Annotated in this window: 13 protein-coding genes; 6 read left to right on the plus strand and 7 right to left on the minus strand. The window is 71.0% G+C overall.

Translation table 11 applies throughout. The features are described 5' to 3' along the window. Window positions 1-110 precede the first annotated feature (110 nt). Both FB471_RS28340 and FB471_RS28345 read right to left on the minus strand, forming a co-directional pair. The gene (locus FB471_RS28340; protein ID WP_142001350.1) at window positions 111-647 is read right to left on the minus strand and encodes a bifunctional nuclease family protein; all 537 of its coding nucleotides are present in this window, start codon (window positions 645-647) and stop codon (window positions 111-113) included. Between the two features lie 139 nt (window positions 648-786). Beyond that, on the minus strand, window positions 787-1914 hold the full coding sequence (locus FB471_RS28345; protein ID WP_142001351.1) for an acyl-CoA dehydrogenase family protein: 1128 nt from the start codon (window positions 1912-1914) through the stop codon (window positions 787-789). Window positions 1915-2032: 118 nt separating this feature from the next. Here FB471_RS28345 and FB471_RS28350 point away from each other — a divergent pair, with 118 nt between their 5' ends. The 6 genes from FB471_RS28350 to FB471_RS28375 all read left to right on the plus strand — a co-directional run bounded on the left by FB471_RS28350 (window position 2033) and on the right by FB471_RS28375 (window position 10554). Further along, window positions 2033-6547, plus strand: coding sequence for a serine/threonine-protein kinase (locus FB471_RS28350; RefSeq protein WP_170220960.1), 4515 nt, complete (start codon window positions 2033-2035; stop codon window positions 6545-6547). Window positions 6548-6811: 264 nt separating this feature from the next. Further along, window positions 6812-8257: a hypothetical protein gene (locus FB471_RS28355; protein WP_142001353.1), complete on the plus strand. Its 1446-nt coding sequence runs from the start codon at window positions 6812-6814 to the stop codon at window positions 8255-8257. A 26-nt stretch (window positions 8258-8283) separates the two neighbouring features. Beyond that, entirely contained in the window at window positions 8284-8748 is a 465-nt protein-coding gene (locus tag FB471_RS28360; RefSeq protein ID WP_142001354.1) for a hypothetical protein, read from the plus strand. Beyond that, the gene (locus tag FB471_RS28365; RefSeq protein WP_142001355.1) at window positions 8736-9284 is read left to right on the plus strand and encodes a hypothetical protein; all 549 of its coding nucleotides are present in this window, start codon (window positions 8736-8738) and stop codon (window positions 9282-9284) included. Before FB471_RS28360 ends, FB471_RS28365 begins: the two co-directional genes overlap by 13 nt. After that, on the plus strand, window positions 9281-9721 hold the full coding sequence (locus tag FB471_RS28370; protein ID WP_142001356.1) for a hypothetical protein: 441 nt from the start codon (window positions 9281-9283) through the stop codon (window positions 9719-9721). The genes FB471_RS28365 and FB471_RS28370 overlap by 4 nt, the downstream gene beginning before the upstream one ends. Beyond that, window positions 9718-10554 carry a hypothetical protein gene (locus FB471_RS28375; protein ID WP_246076636.1) on the plus strand — a complete coding sequence of 279 codons (837 nt, stop codon included), beginning with the start codon at window positions 9718-9720 and terminating at the stop codon, window positions 10552-10554. The genes FB471_RS28370 and FB471_RS28375 overlap by 4 nt, the downstream gene beginning before the upstream one ends. A gap of 77 nt (window positions 10555-10631) precedes the next feature. On the opposite strand, the gene FB471_RS28380 is transcribed toward FB471_RS28375, so the two are convergent. The 5 genes from FB471_RS28380 to FB471_RS34275 form a co-directional block, all read right to left on the minus strand. After that, window positions 10632-12113, minus strand: coding sequence for a type 1 periplasmic-binding domain-containing protein (locus FB471_RS28380; RefSeq protein WP_142001357.1), 1482 nt, complete (start codon window positions 12111-12113; stop codon window positions 10632-10634). After that, entirely contained in the window at window positions 12110-14020 is a 1911-nt protein-coding gene (locus tag FB471_RS28385) for a hypothetical protein (RefSeq protein ID WP_142001358.1), read from the minus strand. The genes FB471_RS28380 and FB471_RS28385 overlap by 4 nt, the downstream gene beginning before the upstream one ends. A 368-nt stretch (window positions 14021-14388) precedes the next feature. Further along, a complete protein-coding gene (locus FB471_RS28390) occupies window positions 14389-16017 on the minus strand; it encodes an amidohydrolase (protein WP_142001359.1) in 1629 nt (542 codons plus the stop codon). Further along, complete coding sequence (locus FB471_RS28395; protein ID WP_211358166.1) at window positions 16014-17477, minus strand: purine-cytosine permease family protein; 1464 nt, start codon at window positions 17475-17477, stop codon at window positions 16014-16016. The genes FB471_RS28390 and FB471_RS28395 overlap by 4 nt, the downstream gene beginning before the upstream one ends. Beyond that, window positions 17474-17644, minus strand: coding sequence for a hypothetical protein (locus FB471_RS34275; RefSeq protein ID WP_170220961.1), 171 nt, complete (start codon window positions 17642-17644; stop codon window positions 17474-17476). The genes FB471_RS28395 and FB471_RS34275 overlap by 4 nt, the downstream gene beginning before the upstream one ends.

Raw genomic sequence — 17644 nt, forward strand, 5'->3', positions numbered from 1 at the left:
CGTCGGCCCCCTCGCTTCCCGCCTGCTCGGCCCACCTTCGATGGTCGCCGCTTCGGCCCTCCCGCGCAGCGGCTGGACGGGTGGATACGGTCGGGGCACGCGCCGTCCGGTCACCGTTCCTCGTCGAAGTCCTCGGGGCGGACCTGCTCGAGGAGGTGGCGGAACCGCCTGACCTGTTCCTCCGCGGAACCGGGCTCCGCCGGCGTCGGCGTGTCCGCGGGCTCGTCCTCCGCGGGCCGCCCGTTCTCCGTGACCTCCAACTCGACGGCGGCAAGTTCGAACACCGTCTCGGCGACCTCGATCCGAGCCCGCGCGCGTAAGCCGATGGCCACCGCGTCGCTCGGGCGCGCCGACACCCGCGTGTCCTTGTCCAGCACCAGGTCGGCACGAAAGATGTTGTCCCGTAACTCGGTGACCTCCACGCGCGTGACCCTGCGGCCAAACGCTTGCAGCACGTCGCCGATCAGTTCGACGGTGCTCGGCCGGATATTCTCGATCCGGTCCTTGGCGGACAGCACGGCCTGCGCTTCCGGCTTCCCGACGGAGATGGCCAGCCAGCGCCGTTCCCCGGTGGATTCCCGCAGCAGCATCACCGGTGACTCCCCGCCGGTCAGCAACGCCACCCCGTGCACGTCGACCGGCACCACGAGGTTTCACCCCACTTTCACCGTTCCGTTGTGCGTTCGACCCGTCGACGGTTACCCGCATCCGCCGAAATCACACCGCGTAGGGCCGTCCCCGGGCACCGGGTACGCATGGAAGGAACCGCGGGCAGGATTCGCGATGTCAGCTATGCGGACCGGTGAGCAGGTCCTCGCCGACGCGATCCTTGCAGACCTCCACCGAGTAGGCCATCAGGCCCGGGGCCTGCGCGTCCCGGAAGTGCCGCTGGATCGGCGAGCTACGCAGGTACCCGGAGCCCCCGCCCACCCGGACACCGAGTTGCGCGATGTCCCGCGCGATGTCGTTGGCCAGCGGTTTGGCGCGCAGGGCCGCGGCGGCGAACTCCGGTGAGCCCTGGTCGGCGAGCCATCCGGTGTGCCGCGCGTAGAGCGTGGCGGATTCCAGCCGCAGCTGGGCGTCGGCGGCATCGAACCGGAGCCATTGCATCCGCGCCAACGGTTCGCCCGTCGTCGGGATGGTGCGTGCCCTGGCGTGTTCGACCATGGCGGCGAGCGCGGCGTCCGCGATGCCCAGCGCGAGGAACGGCAGACCGGCCGCGATGTGGTTGGGTTTCGGCTCGGTGGGCGGGAGGCACTGGCGGTTCGCGGGAAGCAGGGTGCCGTCGAGATGGACGAGTTGGCTGCGGCTGGCCCGCAGGCCCATGGTGTCCCAGATCGGGATGTAGCTGACCGTGTCATCGGGGGCCAGGCCGAAGAAGGCGGGCCGCCCCTCGACGAGGGCGTTGACCAGGAAGTGGTCGGCGATCTCGCAGCCGGAGACGAATCGTTTGGCTCCGGTCAGCCGGTAGCCGCCTGCCACCGGTTCCGCAGCCTGCAGGGGCATCAGGAACATGTTCCCGCAGCCGGGCTCGGACAGCGCGTTGGCGAACCGCTTGCCCGCGCGTAGCTCCCCGGCGAAGAAACCTGCCGTGCTCGGTGCCGACATCTGCACCAGCCCGGCGGCCGCCCCGATGTGCATCAGCCAGATGCACGCCGTCGAGGGGCAGGCGGCGCTCAGAACGCGGACGATCTCACCGAACGAGCGGAAGCTCAGCGCCTGCCCGCCGTACTCGGTCGGAAGTGTCGCGAGGTCGAGCCCGCTGGCGTGCAGGGCACGCAGGTTCCGGGTCGGAAGTTCGGCGCTGTCGTCGAGCTCGGCCGCGGTCGCCGCGAAGCCCGCGGCGAGTTCGGTCGCGGTGGCTACCCAGCTTCGCTCGTGCGCGGGCGGGCCGAGCGGGTGGTCGTTCAGCATGGAGACCATTCTGGCTTGCGCCGGCCGAACCGGATCCGGTTCACCGCCCGCGACGTCGAGGGGGGCCCGTATGGTGACCACCCGACGAGGTGAACGATATTCACGATGGAGGTTGGGCGTGGCCGTGGAGCTGCTCGGCGGGCGGTACCGGATCGAAGGCCTGCTCGGCAGGGGTGGCATGGGGGACGTGTACCGCGCGGTCGACACCGTGCGGGATCGGCCGGTCGCGCTGAAGCTGCTGCCCGCCTCGGCCGACGAGCACTATGCCGGCCGGCTGCGACGCGAGGCCGAGCTGGTCTCCCGCCTGGCGGACCCGCACATCGTGGAGGTGTACGACACCGGCGACGGTGACGGCCGGTTGTACCTGGCGATGCGCCTGGTCGAGGGTGCCGATCTGCGCCGGGTGCTGGCCGGCGGCCCGCTGGACCCGCGGCGGACCGTACGCATCCTCTCCCCGGTGGCCGCCGCGCTCGACACCGCGCACGCGGGCGGGATCGTGCACCGGGACGTGAAGCCGTCCAACATCCTGCTCGGCCCCGACGAGGACGCCCACCTCACCGACTTCGGCATCGCACGGCCGCTCGAAGCCGACGCCACCCGGCTGACCCGCACCGGCAGCTACGTCGGATCCCTCGACTACATCGCCCCGGAGCAGCTACGTGGGCAGGATGTCACCGGCACGGCCGACGTGTACTCGCTGGCGTGCGTGCTCTACGAGTGTCTCACCGGCAAGGTACCGTTCCCCGCCGACGACCCCGCCGCGAAACTGGCGGCGCAGCTCAACGACCCCCCGGCGGCACCGTCGGTGTTCGACCCCACCGTGCCGCCCGCGCTGGACATGGTCGTGGCCACCGGGATGGACAAGGATCCGCAGCGACGGTTCGCCAGCGCCGGTGAGTTGCTCGCCGCCGCGACCTCCGCACTGGCCGAGGAGTCCCCGGCAGCGGAGGCCGAGCCCACCGCACCCGGAGGTCCCCGAGACCAGGCGCAGGACGCCGTCGTGCGTGCCATCGTGGCCGTGTCCGCGCGGCGGCAGTGGCTTGCTGGGCTTGCCGGGCCTGCCGGGCCTGCCGGGACGGCCGACCCCGACGCGAACCCGCAGGTACGTGCCGGCGAGACCTGCCCCTACCCCGGGCTGCGCAGCTTCGGCACCGGTGAAGCCGCGTGGTTTCACGGGCGGGACGCCGAGATCACCGAACTGCTGGTGCGGCTGACCCGGCAGTCGGTGACCTCCGGCCCGCTCGTGGTGGTCGGCGCTTCCGGCGCGGGCAAGTCCTCGCTGCTGCGGGCCGGCCTCTTTCCCGCACTGGACGAGGCGGGCGCGCAGTGGCCCCGTGTCGTCCTGACTCCGGGGGAGCGGCCGGTGGACACGCTCGCGACCCGGCTGGCCGCCGTGACCGGCGCCGACCCGGCAGCCCTCGCGGCTCGCGCCCGTGAGCACCCCGAGTCCTTCGGCGAGCACTGCAGGCCGGCCGTCGAGCACGGCGCGGGCGAAGGCGCGCGGCTGATGATCGTCGTCGACCAGTTCGAGCAACTGTTCACCGACGGAGCCGATCCGGCCGAGCGGGCCGCGTTCGCCACGGCGCTGGCCCACGCGTGGCCCGCGACCGTACTGCTGGCCCTGCGCGCCGACTACGTGCCGGACTGCATCGGGTTGGAGCCGCTGCGGACCGCGCTGGACCACCCCTTCGTGATCGGCTCGCTCGGCACCGCCGAGTTGCGGCAGGTGATCACGCTGCCCGCCCGCGAGGCGGGCCTCGAGGTCGAGGACGGCCTCGTCGACCGGCTCATCGGGGACGTCGGGGCACGCGATGGCTCTCCGGTCGAGCACGGCGTGCTGCCGCGACTGGCGCATGCCCTGCGCGAAACCTGGCACAACCGTGCGGGCACCGTGCTGACGCTCGGCGGGTACCAGGCCACCGGCGGCGTCGACCGGGCGGTCGCGGTCAGCGCCGACCAGCTGTACCAGCGGCTCGAGGCCGACCGCGCGGCCGCGATGCGGGCGGCACTGCTGCGCCTGGTGAAGGTGTTGCCCGACGGCGGTCTTGCCCGCCGCCGCGCCGATCGCGACGACCTGGACGAGCAGGCGCTGGCGGATCTGGTCGAGGCCCGCCTGGTCGGGGTGGACGACGAGGGCGTGCGGCTGTCCCACGACGCGTTGCTGACCGCGTGGCCACGGCTACGCGAGTGGGTGGAGGCGCAGCGGCAGGACATCCTGCTCCGGCAACGGCTGGACGAAGCCGTGGCGAACTGGCGGGAAGGCGAGCGCGACCGCGGTGACCTGTACCGCGGTGCGCGGCTCGCCACCGCGCTCGAATGGGCCGACGGTCAGCGGGAGCTCACCGACGGTCAGCGGGAGTTCCTCCGCGCGAGCAGGCGGGAGCAGCAGCGCTCCACCCGGCGGCTGCGCGGCGTGGTCGCCGGGCTCGCCGCGCTGCTCGTCGCCGCGCTCGTGGCCGGCGGGATCGCCGTGAACGCACGCAACGAGGCCGACCACCAGGCGCAGGTCGCCCTCTCCCGGCAGCTCGCGGCCGAATCGCGGGCACTGTCGGAATGGGATCCGGTGGGCGCGCGGCGGACCGCGCTGCGGGCGTGGCGAGCCGCACCTACCGCGGAGGCCCGTGGCGCGCTGCTCTCGGCCGACGGTCTCACCCATCTGGCCGGCTTCGAGACCGGGCTGGACCCGGTCACCGCCGTGGACGCAGGCGAAGGAGGGCGGCTGATCGCCGTGGCCGGCGCGCGCGACTCGGGCGGCAACACGGTCGTGGTGCGCGACACCGCCGCGGGCGGTGCGATCGGGCTCGAAGCCGACCTCGGCGAGGACACCGTGCAGGCCGTGCGGTTCTCCCCGGACGGCTCGCTGCTGGCGGTGGCCGTGTTCGGTACTCCCGGTGTGCGAGTGTGGGACGTATCCAGCGGGCGGCTGGTCACCGAACTCGAGTCCGCCGGTGACGTCATCGGGCCGATCGCCTGGCACCCGGACGGCACGGGTATCGCCGCGCAGGCACTCGTCGAAGGGACCAGCAGGATCGGCGCGTGGGATCCGCGCACCGGCGAGCGCGGCCGGTGGCTGGCCGATCCGGCCGCGGGAGACGCCACCGCGTACACCGTGGCCTACGACGAGTCCCGGTTGGCCACCGGCCGCATCGACGGCAGTGTGGAGCTGTGGAACACCGCCACGGGCGAACGGATCCTGCGCGGCACCGCCCATCGCGACGCCGCGGGGCCGGGCCAGGACGGCATGCCGGTGGCCGTGGCGCTTTCCCACGAACTGCTCGCCTCGGCCAGCCCCTACGACGACCGGATCCGGTTGTACGACCTGGCGAGCGGCCGGCCTGCCGGGGACATCGCGGACCGTACTCGGGCGGCGGGTGACGCCGCGCGGGGGCCGGGAATCCTCACCTTCTCCGGCGACGGCGCGCGGCTGCTGACGGTCACCGGCGGGCGCGTGATCGTCTGGGACCCGATCGACCGCAAACGCCTCGGTGAGTACGCGCAAGGCCGCGGGACCGGCACGAGCGCGGGAAGGACGATCACCGCGCTCGCGGTCACCGCCGACGGGAGCACCACGGTGTCCGCGCGCAAGGAGGGCCGCGTCGACTACTGGCGTCGCACCACGCCCTGGTACGAGGCGCCGCGTGGCTCGGTGCTCGGCGTCGCTTTCGATCCGAACAGCGGGCGCGCCACGGCCGTGGACGGCGCCGGCGAGGAGCACACCTGGGACTGGCCGAGCGGCCGCGCCGCCGGCGAGGCAGGCGAGCTGACCGCACCGGGCATGGGGGTCGCCTACGCCCCGGACGGCACACGGGTCACCGGCGCGCTCGACGGCGTGCTCACCGTCACGCCGCCCGCGGGCGAGCCGGCGAAACTGACCATGGACGGCCACCGGTTCCGGGGCAACCTGGCGATCTCGACGGACGGGTCGCTGCTGGCCGCGGCGAGTGAGAACCCGGAAGGCGCGAGCAGCGGTGGACGCGTGTATGTCTGGGATCTGGCCGGCGGCGAACCCCTCGCCGTGCTCGAGCTCGATGCGGGTTCGGCGTCGGCGCTCGCCTTCAGCCCGGACGGTGCCCGGCTGCTCGCCGTGAGCAGCAGCTCGGCGTTCGACCTCACCGGCGAGAACGGGGCGGGCGGCACCTCGGTCACGCTGACCACCTGGCGGACCGGGAACCTCGAGGCCCCACCGGACTCCGCCCGGATCGAGGACGACGTCATCGACGCCGTGTACTCCCCGGACGGTCGGAACATCATCGCGGCCTCGGTCACCGGGACGATCCAGATCCGGGACGCGTCCACCGGGGAGCTGCGTCGTGACTTCGGCACGCATCCCTCCGCGGTGCGGGCGCTCGCGCTCGCCCCGGACGGCAAGACGCTGGCCACCGCCACCACCGACGATTCGGCCGTCTGGCTGTGGGACCTCGCCGAGGGCACGTTGCGCGCCAGGCTCACGTCGGGGCGGGGTTTCGAGATCAACGACCTGGCCTTCTCCCCGGACGGAGCGGCACTGGCGAGGGCGGGTACCGACGCCGCGGTGGCGTTGTGGCGGGTGGACACCGAGCGTGCCGTCGAACGGATCTGCCACGACCTGGTCGAAGCGGGCACCGGGGACACCGGCGAGCTGGGCTGCGGCTGACGACCGAGCACCCGGCGGGGTCGTCGGGGCGGGCACCGGCCGCCCGCGGGCGGCGCGCTCCACACCGTTCCGACCACTCGCGATCCCGACGCCTTTCGCTCATGGTCGCCGACCCTAAGCGGCGCCGCGCGTCACCGGGACCGGAACCTTCCGCTTCCGGCGCGTGCCGCCGCTCGGTCATTGTCTGCCGCGACGAGACGAAAGCGGTGAATGATGACCGAAGACAACCGTTGGCCGCCGGCAACTGGCGGCGACGTTCCGACCGTGGCGTTCCCGCCACCCAGCGCGCCCCGCCGCCGATGGCGATGGGTGGCGCTCGGCGTGACCGCCGTGCTGCTCGCCGCCGGCGGGGTCGGCGGGTACCTGCTGTGGTCGGAACCGGTGCCGCACACGTGGGAAGGTGAGACCGTCGCCAAGGCCGGCGGGGTACTGCGGGCGGCCGAATGGGACCTGGCCGCCCTCGCGCAGGACCGCGACGGGGTGGTCAATGACGACACTCGCTGCTACTTCGCCGCCGAGGGGGAGCCGGAGGGCGACGCGGTCGCGGTCCGGCCGGAGGTGTGGTGCGGTGCCGTCTACCTGCCGGACTCGGAGCAGGGCGCGTACTGGCTGCGCACCGACGTCAGCAAGGGGGAGCGCACCGATGGCGGGGTGCGGTTGGAGGTGGCGCCCATCCCGGAGGGCGCGCGGACGCAGCGCCTGCCCGACGGCGTGGAGCTGTCGCGGCCCGATGGGCGGGACCCCGCCGGCGGGGACGGCGGCCTGGTCGTCCCGCCCGCGCCGCCCGCCGGCGCCGACCTGCTGCGGCTCCTCGAACCCGGTGCGGCACAGCGGCAGGGGATAGCCCCGCCGAAGGCCGAGGAGCCGGTCGTGATGCGAGGTTGGGGTTACGGCGTCGAGATCACCGGCCACGGCGAGCTCGACCGGTTCGGCCGGGGCGAGGCGGTACGCGCGCCTGCCCAGGGCCACCGGCTGCTCGCCCTTGCGATCACCGGGATCGAGGGCGAGTCGGCCGACGCCGAGGTGGAGCGGCTCATCCTGGAAAAGGGCGGCGAGCGGCAGGCCACCAGGGACACCTCGCTGCGCGTACGGATCGGCGAGGACGAGCGCGCGCTGCCCGGAGCCCGGTCGCTGTCCGCGGGCGCCGAGCGGGTGCTGCTCGTGTCGGTGCCACGGGGCGCCGGCACGGCCGACCTGGTGCTGGCCGAGCGGGGGCTGCGGCAGACCGTCTCCCTGGTCACCGGCGAGGCGGGCGAGGACAACCCCGCGGTGCTGGGACGTGCGGACGTCAGTACCGATCTGGCCTCGCTGAGCGGGGAGCTGACCGTCCGCGCGCGTGCCGGGGACCGGTTCGCCGACAGCACCGCGAGCTACCAGTTGGTCTCGGCCCGGCTGGCGTACTACCGCGGCTACGGTGCGCGGCAACATGCCGCCAAGGACAGCGCGTACCTGTTGCTGTGGGGTGACATGGAGGTGTTCGACGAGGGCAGGAGCCTGATCCCGGAGTGGATCACCATGCGGTTACCGGACGGGAGCACGCGCGAGGCGAAGAACCTCACCGACCGGGACGACTACGTCTGGATCGCGATCGAGGTTCCGGCCGACTTCACCCACGGCACGCTCGTCTTCAAGGGCGCGCTGGAGTTCGACAATGGAATGTCGGTTTCCGTCGTGCGGGAGAAGGAAGAGAAGCTGTCCATTCAGGATTAGGTCGAACTCGAAGATGAGGAATGGACATGGGAAACACCACAAACGACGGCTTGCGGTACGGCGGTGCGGCGATCGGCTTCGGTGCCATCGCGATCGTGGGCATCCTGGTACTCGGTCTGATGTGGACTTTCGGCTGGGGATGGTTCAGCCAGACCACCGCGGAGGCTCGGGGTGAGACCTCGCAGCGCGAGCAGACGGTGGCCGACGGCGGCTACCGGATCGCCTCCTACGAGCATTTCTTCGATCTCTGCGCCGGTATCCAGGGCAAGGAGCGCACCATCGCACGGCTCGAAGCCGAGCGGGAAACGGCCGATACGCGGCGGGTGGAGCGGATCGAGGCCACCCTGACCGCCCTGCGTTCCGGCCGCGACGCTTCCATTCACAGCTACAACGCCGACGCGCGCAAGCGTGGCACCACCGGCCAGTTCCGCGCCTCGGAGCTGCCCTACCAGCTCGATGTCGACGAGGAGGAGACCTCATGCGAGGCATGACAAGGAAGGCGGTCATCGGCGCCGCCGTGGCGCTGGCCGCCACCGGCTGCACCGAGGACAGCTCGCAGGACCACGAGCTCGCGCGGCAGCAGAGCGGCTACGACCGGCTCACCGCGGCGCAACCGGCGGAGAGGATGAGCTACAGCCCCACCAGGGCCACCATCAACTACTGGATCGAGACCTGGGACGAGCCGGACAAGCTCGCCTACGTCTACCTGCAGGCAGGCAACGGGAAGCTGGTCGGTTACTACATCTTCAAGGGGCTGCCGGTGTCGTACTGCGCCTCGCTCACGCCGACCTACCGGTGGGAGAGACACGGCTCCAACAGCTCGCGGGTGCCGGCGCCCGCCATGGACGGCGTGTACTACACCGGTGGGGGCTCCTGCCAGACCTACTACGGTCGCGACGCCACCACCGACTCCTACCTCGAGTACACGGTGGGCACGGGGATCAGCGCGCTGATCTACGAGCAACCGTTGCCGCGTCAGGACATCGAGCCGCTCGGGTTCACCCAGGTCGAGGATGTGCCGCGATGAAGGGCGAAGAGGAGTCCACGCGACCGCCGCTGGGGTCACGGCGGGAGGCGTTGCGCCGCCACCACAGGTTCACCCCGGTGCTGGTGATCGTGCTCATCGTCCTCACCCTGCTGAACGGCTACGCGCTGCTGCTGGGTATCGAGCTGGTGACCGAGGAGGTCGAGCACGGCGGCGATATCGCGGACCTGGAGCTGCAACTGGGCATGCTGGCGCTGGTCGAGTCGGTGGTGTCGGTGGGCGCGCTCGCCGGGGTGTGGCTGCGAAGGGTGCGGGGCGTGTACGTCTACCTCGCCGCCAAGGTGCTCACGCTGGTGTTCGGCTTCGCGCTGGCGGCGGAGTACGTTACGCTGCCGGTCGTACTGCCGCTGGCGCTGGGCGGCGTGTTGTGGTGGGCCGCGAACTCGGCCGGTTGGCGGCTCGACGGGTGGGCCCGGTGAGCCGCGAGGGGGTGGCGACGCTGCGAGTCATGGTGCGCTCACCGGAGCTGCATCCGATCGCGCTGTCCGTCGGCGAGCGCCTGGTGTTCGGTCGCGCACCCCATCGAGGAGGCCGCCAACCCGACAGGTACGCGGTCTCGATACCCGGCTGCGCGCCGCACGTGTCCCGGGTGCTGGGTGACCTCGCGGTGACCGAGACCGGGGTGCGGCTCACCTGGCGCGGTGTCAACGAGGCGATGCTGTCCAGCCTTTTCGACGCCCCTGGCGGCGCGCGCAGGGTCACCCTCGTCCGCGGGATGTCCATCGCGCTCGACGACGGCAAGAACGAGCTGGTGGTGTTCGCCGGTGGGCGGTCGAGCGACCTCGCGCTCACGTTCGTGGTGTCCGGTGGCACCCGCCACGGCGAGTTGACCGAGCTGCCCTCCGGCGGTGGCACGCGGGCGCCGGTCGCGGCGCCCACCGCGGAGGCACCGGAGGCCCTCAGCCGTCATTCCAAGGTCTGGTTCGTCGCGCTCGCACTGACCGAGCCACTGCTGGCCGGCGCCGACGACGAGCAGCGGGTGCCGACGCATCAGGAGATCCACCAGCGGGTGCGCTACTGGCGGGGCGGTGACGCGTGGAACCTCGCCGATCCGCGGCGGGTCGACGAGGCGATCAAGAAGATCTCCCGGATCGCGTTCGGCGAGTCGCTGGATCCCTACACGGCCGCGCGCGACGGCAGGCTGTTCAACGCCCGGTTCGCCGTGGCCAAGCGGGCCGCGCAGCGTCGGCTCGTCACCGCCGACGACCTGGACGAGGTCGAACGCGCCGCGCGGCGGCGCGCCGAAGGCTGAGGAACGGGTGCGTGCGGTCGGCCGTCGCGGTTCCCGCACACCGGCCGGTGCACGGAGTTCGGCGACATCCTGTTCCCTCAGCCGGTGGGGGTGGAAAGCTGGACGTACTCGGGTGTGTCGTCCAGGCGTACTCGCAGGATCGGGACCGCCTTGCGCACCGGGTCGCCCCGGTCGTCGAACGAGATCATGCCGCTGGCGCCGGGGACCGCCAGCTCGCCGTGTAACCGGTTCTTGGCCTGGAGTACGTCCTTGGCCGTCACCTCGGCCGGTGCGGTGCGTGGGATTCCGCGGATCGCCCACACCACGGTGAGCACGGCGTCGTGAGCGAGGATGGCGATCCCGTCGTCCAGCCGTTCCTCCGGGAACACCGCGCGGAAGCAGTCGGTGCAGTGCGGCTCCTGGAAGCTCGCGATCGCCGCCGGGTTGAACGCCTGTGGCTCGGTGGCCCAGGCGTCGGGGTGGGCCAGGCCGGGACCCAGCACGGTCACGTTGGCCTCGAGGCCCCGGCGCATTTCCGGGCTCGGCGGCCGGATCAGGGCCAGATCACCGGTCAGCACGGTGATGGGGCGATCCAGGCACGGGCGCTGTGCCAGTTCCGCGACGAACGCGGTGAGGTGGTTCTCGCGGCCCGCGAAGTACACCACCTCCGCCTCGTTCCCGCAGATGTTCGGCATCATTTGCAGGAACGTGTTCTCGATCCCCGGCAGGCTGGAGTCGTACACCTCGGTGCGGCCGACGATGTGGTGCGTGTCGTCCTCGAACGTGCCGGTGAATGCCTCCACCAACGTCTCCGGATACAGGTCGTCGGGGTTGATGTCCTGCACGATCGTCGCCGTGTGCGCCGTGGAGCGAACGTATTCGGCGGCGGCCGTACCGTAGGTGGAGCTGGTCGGGGAGACCCGCATGAACCCGGGGATCTCGGAGAACTCGTCGGCGGCCAGGTGGGAGGCGATGACCGGGATCTGGTTCCGGGACAACCGCTCCATGGCGTCTCGCGAGGTGTCCAGGCTCAGCCCGATGCCGGTGACGGCGACCAGGCGTTCGTCCCGCACCCGTCCGACGAGGTCGTCCACCACGGGCTCCCAGTGGTTCAGGCGGCTGCCGGGGTTGGCCAGCACCAACCGGATCAGGGGCAGGCTTCCCCAGGACCGGGTGGTGTTCGCCCGGTGCTGCGCGATGTAGGCACCCTGGAGCTGATGCCGCACCCACTCGGCGGACAGGATGTCGTTCTCGGCCAGGGTCATCGGCAGCATGACCGCGATGGTCACGTAGGGCTTGCCCGATCCGGCGACCGACTCGTTCTCCGCGCGGATGTCCTCCTGCACCCCGGTGAGTTCCGGGGAGAACACGTAACCGCCGTCGGTGACGCCGATGCATTCGGCGTGCTCGCCCCGTTTCTCCACGCCGGCACCGCACCGGCGCCCGGCTTCGTCGATCTCCGGCACCACCACGAACACGGCGACGAGCGCGACGGCGAGCAGCAGTACACCTCCACCTGCCACCATCCACTTCGACCAGGTCGGCCGTGGTGGTCTGATCCGGTCACCCCGTGCGGTCATCGGTATCTCTCCGCCCTCTCGTGCAACAGGATTGATCCCCGTCCGCGGCCGTGAGCAAGCTGGTGGAAGCCGCCCTCGATCGTCGAGTTCAGCGTCCCGCCCGGGTCGCCGAGCGGGTCCCCCGCGATCCACAGCGAGACCACCAGCCACGAGAGGGTGGTCTCCAGGTTGCCGTCGGCGTCTCCGGCGTGCGACTCCAACTGGTCGTACGGTTCGGCCGTCTTGACCAACCGGTTGGGCGCCGCGGTGATGATGTCGAGCTCGGCGAGCCACGCCTCGGCGGCGGCCACGTCGAACTCCGCGTGCCGGCCGTCGACGAACGGCTTGCCAAGGTGCGTGACCACCGCGGCGACGTTCTCCAGCGCCAGGTCGTGATAACGCGCCGCTACGCTTCGGCCGTTCTTCTCGTAGAAGTCCCGGCATCGGGTGTGCACCCGCTCCCAGTTCAGCGGGTGGTCCTCGTCACGGGAGGCGAGTTCCTGCAACAGGATTCGGCGCAGCCAGGGGTGCAGGACGTACTGGAGCTCCTCGTGCCCCGGTTCCGCACGCAACCACAGGAGGTCGCCGAGCTCCTTGAACAGCGCGCCTTCCTCCGCCGGGTTGCGCAGGTCGACGATGTCCTTGTGGAACAGCGTCTCCACGTCGCGCGCGGCGCTCGCGGTGACCAGATCCTGCCGGCTCGGCACGGAGAAGTCCTGCGTCAGGTAGGCCTGCGTCGCGCCGAGTAGAGTCGTCTCCGCACCGCCCTCGACCGGGACGCCTGCCTGCAACGTGGTACGGAGGTTGCCGGGGTTGCGGGCGTCGTAGCGATGCGCCACCGCGGCGACGACATCGGAGACAGCGCCCGGATGACCGTCGGTGAGCCGGTACAGAAATCGCGGTAGCCGGGACGTCGGGTGGATGTCGCCACGGGCGGCGATATCCACCACGTCGTCCTCGGAAAGGGCACCGAGTTCGAGCAGGTACCACGGGTACCACCGTGGCTCCGGCTGGGCCGACCCTGCCGCCCAGTCCGACTCCACATCGGACGGCTGCCGCGGGGCCGGTGCTCGCAGGCCGTTCGTCCGCTGCGCTGTCGGTCGCCTCCGCGGAGTGGCACCACGTTGCGGAGTCAGCAGGGACCAGCTCTCGTTCCAGTTCCGGTTCCACCTCCGGCTGGTGGCGACCACCACCAGCGGGTCGGGCTCGCCGCCGCAGCGGTGACGAGCCTCGGTCAGGGCCCGCAGGAAGGTGTGACCACCCGGGGTGTGCGCGTTGTCCAGCAGGACGACGCTGTTGAGTGTGCGGCGAGAACGGTTGATGCCGTGGTATGCCTGGCGTAGGTCGGCGAGGAAGGCGTCGCAGAAGGTGGCGTCGACAGCGGCGCGGTCCTCCTCGTCACCTTGCGCGTGCTTGGCGATCTCGATGAGGAAGTCCTCGTGGTTACCGGTGCCACCGGGTAATGCCCTGATCTTGCCGATCAGGCGCCGCCGGTCGTACCAGCCGAGTCCGCGCAGCAACAGGTCGGTGGCCTCGGGCCAGCCTTTGAGCCCACCGGCAGGGGCAACCCCGCCGGCGAGACGCACCACGTCGACGATGGCCTCGCGATTCTGTTCCAGGGGTTGGTTCTGCGCCAGCAGCTCACGGATCTTGCGCAGCGCGGTTCGGCGGTCGTGCAGCTCCACCGGGGCGCTCAGCACGAGCATGCACAGCCACAACCGGGGAAACGCCAACCGGCCGAACTGCTTTCGGTACCGGCCGAGATCGAACGCGAGGTGCCCGAGCAGCTCTCGGGGCTGGATGTTCTCCCGATCGTGCCGCTCGAAGTCGAGGTAGGCGTGCGGGAGCTCCGCGCAGCGCGCGGCCACCGCGTCCAGCAGCGCCGACTTCCCGGTGCCCCGCGCACCGAGTGCGACGACGACGGGCAACGCACTGCTTCGCCCGTCCGGACGAGCCAACAGTTTCTCGACCAGTCCGCCGGTAACCGAGCCGAGACCGGACAAGCGGGGTACGCCGGCAGGCATCGGCCCCCTTCCACGCGCGGCTCCCCATTCCGACCGCGCCACCGTGAAGCGATCACTATAGGCGGTCGGTGACCGGAGGTGCAGCGACTTCGGAGGCAACAAAGGCGAAGCCGAACCGGTCGAACGCACGAATCTCGGTTGTTCCTGCTGGCAAACGGGGCATTCACCGGTGCCCATGAAAATTGATTACCATGATAACCGATTTCGTGTTAACCGATTCGGCCTAAGGTTGGTACCGTGCGTGGTCGAACCAGGGCCGAGGCTGCCGCTCGTCAGGCCTGCCACACGGTGCGGCCGCCGACCACCGTGCGCAGTACGCGCGCACGCAGGAGCGCATCCGGTTCTCCCTCGAACGGGTCGACGTCGAGCACGACGAAATCCGCCAACAGTCCCGGTCGTAACACGCCCAGGGCCGACTCGGCGTGGCAGGCCCACGCCGAGTCCGCGGTGCCGTGCGTGATCGCCGCCAGCAGCGGCAGCGCGAGATGGGGTTGCAGCGCGGGAAGCTCCGGGTTCAGGGCCGACTTGCGGGTGTGCGCGATGTACATGTTGGGCAGCGGCGGATGCGGTGCTGTCGGCGCATCGGTGCCGAGGACCAGGCGCGCGCCCGCCCCGGTCATCTCCGGCCAGGCGAACCCGCGCTCGGCCCGCTCGTCGCCGAGCATCGCCGCCCAGTTGTCCCGGATCGCCGGGTCGGCGTGCACCGGCTGCATGGAGGCTGTGACACCGAGTTCCGCCAACCGGGGCACATCGGCGGGATCGACGTACTCGAGATGCTCGATACGATGCCGGTTGAGTGAAGGTCCGTTGATCCGGCGCGCGTGTTCGAGGGCGTCGAGCGCGATCCGCACCGCACGGTCGCCGATGGCGTGCAGCGCCACCTGCAGGCCCGCCGCGTCCGCCGCGGTGACCACGGGGGCGAGCGAGTCGAAGTCCCAGATCGGGTCGGCGTTGTCGCCGTCGGCGTAGGGCTTCAGCATAGCCGCCGTACAGCCGTCGATCACGCCGTCCACCACCAGCTTGATACCGGTGACGCGGAACCGGTCGGAGCGGTGCCGCGCCGACAGGTCGGCGGCGTGCCGTACCTGGGCCAGTTGCTCATCCGGGTCGGGGCCGCGGGGAACGAACCAGTGCCCCACCATTCGTAGATCGAGCGTGCCCTCGCGCTCGGCGCGGTCTACTGTGGCCAGTCCATGCTCGTCGAGCATCATGTCCACCGCGCACGTCACGCCGCTGGAAAGGTACGCGGTCGTCGCTTCCCTCAGGTGACGATCCCGGTCGGCATCCGCGGTGGTCTCCGCGAGGAACCGCCAGGCGAGGTGTTGGGCGGCGGTTTCCTCGAGGTGCCCGGTCGGTTCACCGGTGACCGGGTCGCGGACGATCCGGCCGCCGGGTGGGTCGGGTGTGTGCCGGGTGATGCCCAGTTCGGTCAGCGCGGCGCTGTTCAGCCATACCGAGTGGTAGTCGTTCGCGTCGAGGTACACGGGCCGATCCGGGATCATGTCGTCGAGCAACGTCCGGGTCGGCCTGCCGTCGGGCACGGCCGAGAACAACCAGCCACGGCCGAGAACCCGCGGCGCGTCGGGATTGGCCTCGGCCCATTCCCGCAGCCGTTGCCGGATCCGCCGCGGGTCGTCGGCGTCGGTGAGATGTGCCCGCAGTCCGGCCTCCCCGGTCATCAGGACATGCGCGTGCCCGTCGACGAAGCCGGGCAGCACCGTCCGTCCGTCGAGGTCCACCCGAAGGACATCGGCCTCACCGTGCTTGCAGCGGACCGCGGCCTCGGCATCCGACCCGGCGAACTCGATCCGCCCGTCGCGGGTGACGAGCGACTCGGCCCACGGCACCGAGGCGGCACCGGTGAACACCCTGCCGCCGGAGTACCACACGTGATCACTCATAACGCCTCCCGGTAGCCACCCTTACCCGCCGGCCGCACCCACAGCACGGTCAGCACGGTATGCACCGCGGCCGTGACCAGGAAGGCCGGCAGCGATGCCGACGTGTAGGTGAACAGGCCCGCCGACGAGAACGTCACCGGGTTGAGCAGCAACGAGTAGGTCACCGCGCCGGCCGCGACGGCGAGGAACGCCGCCGGATTGAAGCCCCACCAGAACGAGTACCGCGAGACGCCCTCGGGCTCGTACAGGTCGCGTAGCCACAGGGTTCGGCTTCGTAGCAGCACGAAGTCCACCAGATACACCGCGGTCAGTGGTGCCATGACCAGCCCTACCCAGGCGATGAACTTGAAGAAGTTGTCGTAGAGGGCCGTGGGCCAGAACACCACGACGGCCGAGGGCAGGAACATGAGCGCCACGAACAGCGGCCAGGGGATTCGGCGCACCACGGACCCGCCCGCCCTGATCACCGCGAGCGAACCCGAATAGGTCTGTGCCACCATGCTCGTGACGTTGGCGAACGCGATGAACAACAGCGCCAGCACGCCGAGCACCACTCCGCCCAGCGGTACCATCCACATCGTCGGGTCGATCTCGCCGAGCGCGAGCGCGGCGAACGTGCCGATCAGACCGGCCACCACCGAGGCGGCGAAAAGGCCGATCATGTTGGGCCAGAAGGCCGTGCGCGGGGTGGTGGTCAGCCGTGCCAGGTTGCCCATGATCGTCCACCAGGAGAACCCGGTCGCGAAGCTCAGTTCCAGCGCGAGGGTGAAGTTCAACCGGTCGTCGCCGAGCGCGGCGACCGGTTGCGCGGCGCTCAACTCGGTCCAGGAATGGGCGCGCAGCAACGCGATCAGCATCACCACGGTCAGCACGGCGAGCAGCGGGGCGACGATCTTGTTGACCCATTCGATCGAAACCGGACCGCGCGCCACGATCAGCCAGGCCAGGAACAGCGCCAGCAACGACATGGCGACGACCATCGCACTGTCGGGGGCGAACGTGGTACCGAAGACCGAGTTCAGCACGTTGGTGACCGCGCGCCCGAACATGACAGCCAGCACCGCGTTCCAGCCGGCCTGCGCGAACGGCATCATGACGGCGATCAGCGTGCGCACGCCGTTGAGCCCGAAGACCGTTCGCAGGACGGTGTACTGCTCGACGCCGTACCTGGCCGAGGGCAGGCACGTCGCCGCCGCCATCAGGACGACACCCACCAGGTTGCCGATGACGGTGGCGGCGATGGCGGTCCTGACCCCGGCGAACATCGCGATCGTGCCGCCGGTGAGGAAGGCCCAGGTGGCGATCGCCAGCCCGACGTTGACCGAGGTGAACTGCCAGAAACCCCAGATGCGCTCGTGCCGCAGCACCGGAAGTTCGGTGAACCTTCCCACGTGCCCGGAGACTCGACCGGCGGCGGGCGGCGCGGGATCGGCGGCGGGGGAGTGGTCCGCCGGGGTCACCACGGGTAACCCCAGGCCAGCATGGCGGCGATGAGCGCCACCGCCAGCACGGCCAGCACGGTGAGGTCGCGGCCGGGGAGGCCGGTTCTGGCCGGATCCGGATGGGCCGGGTCGGCCAGCAGGTCGAGCCTGCGGTCGAGCTCCCGCCGGAACTCCGCGTCGTCCAT

Origin of the sequence: Amycolatopsis cihanbeyliensis (assembly GCF_006715045.1) — a bacterium.
Taxonomy (GTDB): domain Bacteria; phylum Actinomycetota; class Actinomycetes; order Mycobacteriales; family Pseudonocardiaceae; genus Amycolatopsis; species Amycolatopsis cihanbeyliensis.

Coding starts and splice junctions, on each gene's coding strand:
- FB471_RS28365 (WP_142001355.1), top strand. CDS start 8,736: ATGCGAGGCATGACAAGGAAGGCGGTCATCGGCGCCGCCGTGGCGCTG.
- FB471_RS28380 (WP_142001357.1), bottom strand. CDS start 12,113: ATGACCGCACGGGGTGACCGGATCAGACCACCACGGCCGACCTGGTCG.
- FB471_RS28360 (WP_142001354.1), top strand. CDS start 8,284: ATGGGAAACACCACAAACGACGGCTTGCGGTACGGCGGTGCGGCGATC.
- FB471_RS28370 (WP_142001356.1), top strand. CDS start 9,281: ATGAAGGGCGAAGAGGAGTCCACGCGACCGCCGCTGGGGTCACGGCGG.
- FB471_RS28390 (WP_142001359.1), bottom strand. CDS start 16,017: ATGAGTGATCACGTGTGGTACTCCGGCGGCAGGGTGTTCACCGGTGCC.
- FB471_RS28345 (WP_142001351.1), bottom strand. CDS start 1,914: ATGCTGAACGACCACCCGCTCGGCCCGCCCGCGCACGAGCGAAGCTGG.
- FB471_RS34275 (WP_170220961.1), bottom strand. CDS start 17,644: ATGGACGACGCGGAGTTCCGGCGGGAGCTCGACCGCAGGCTCGACCTG.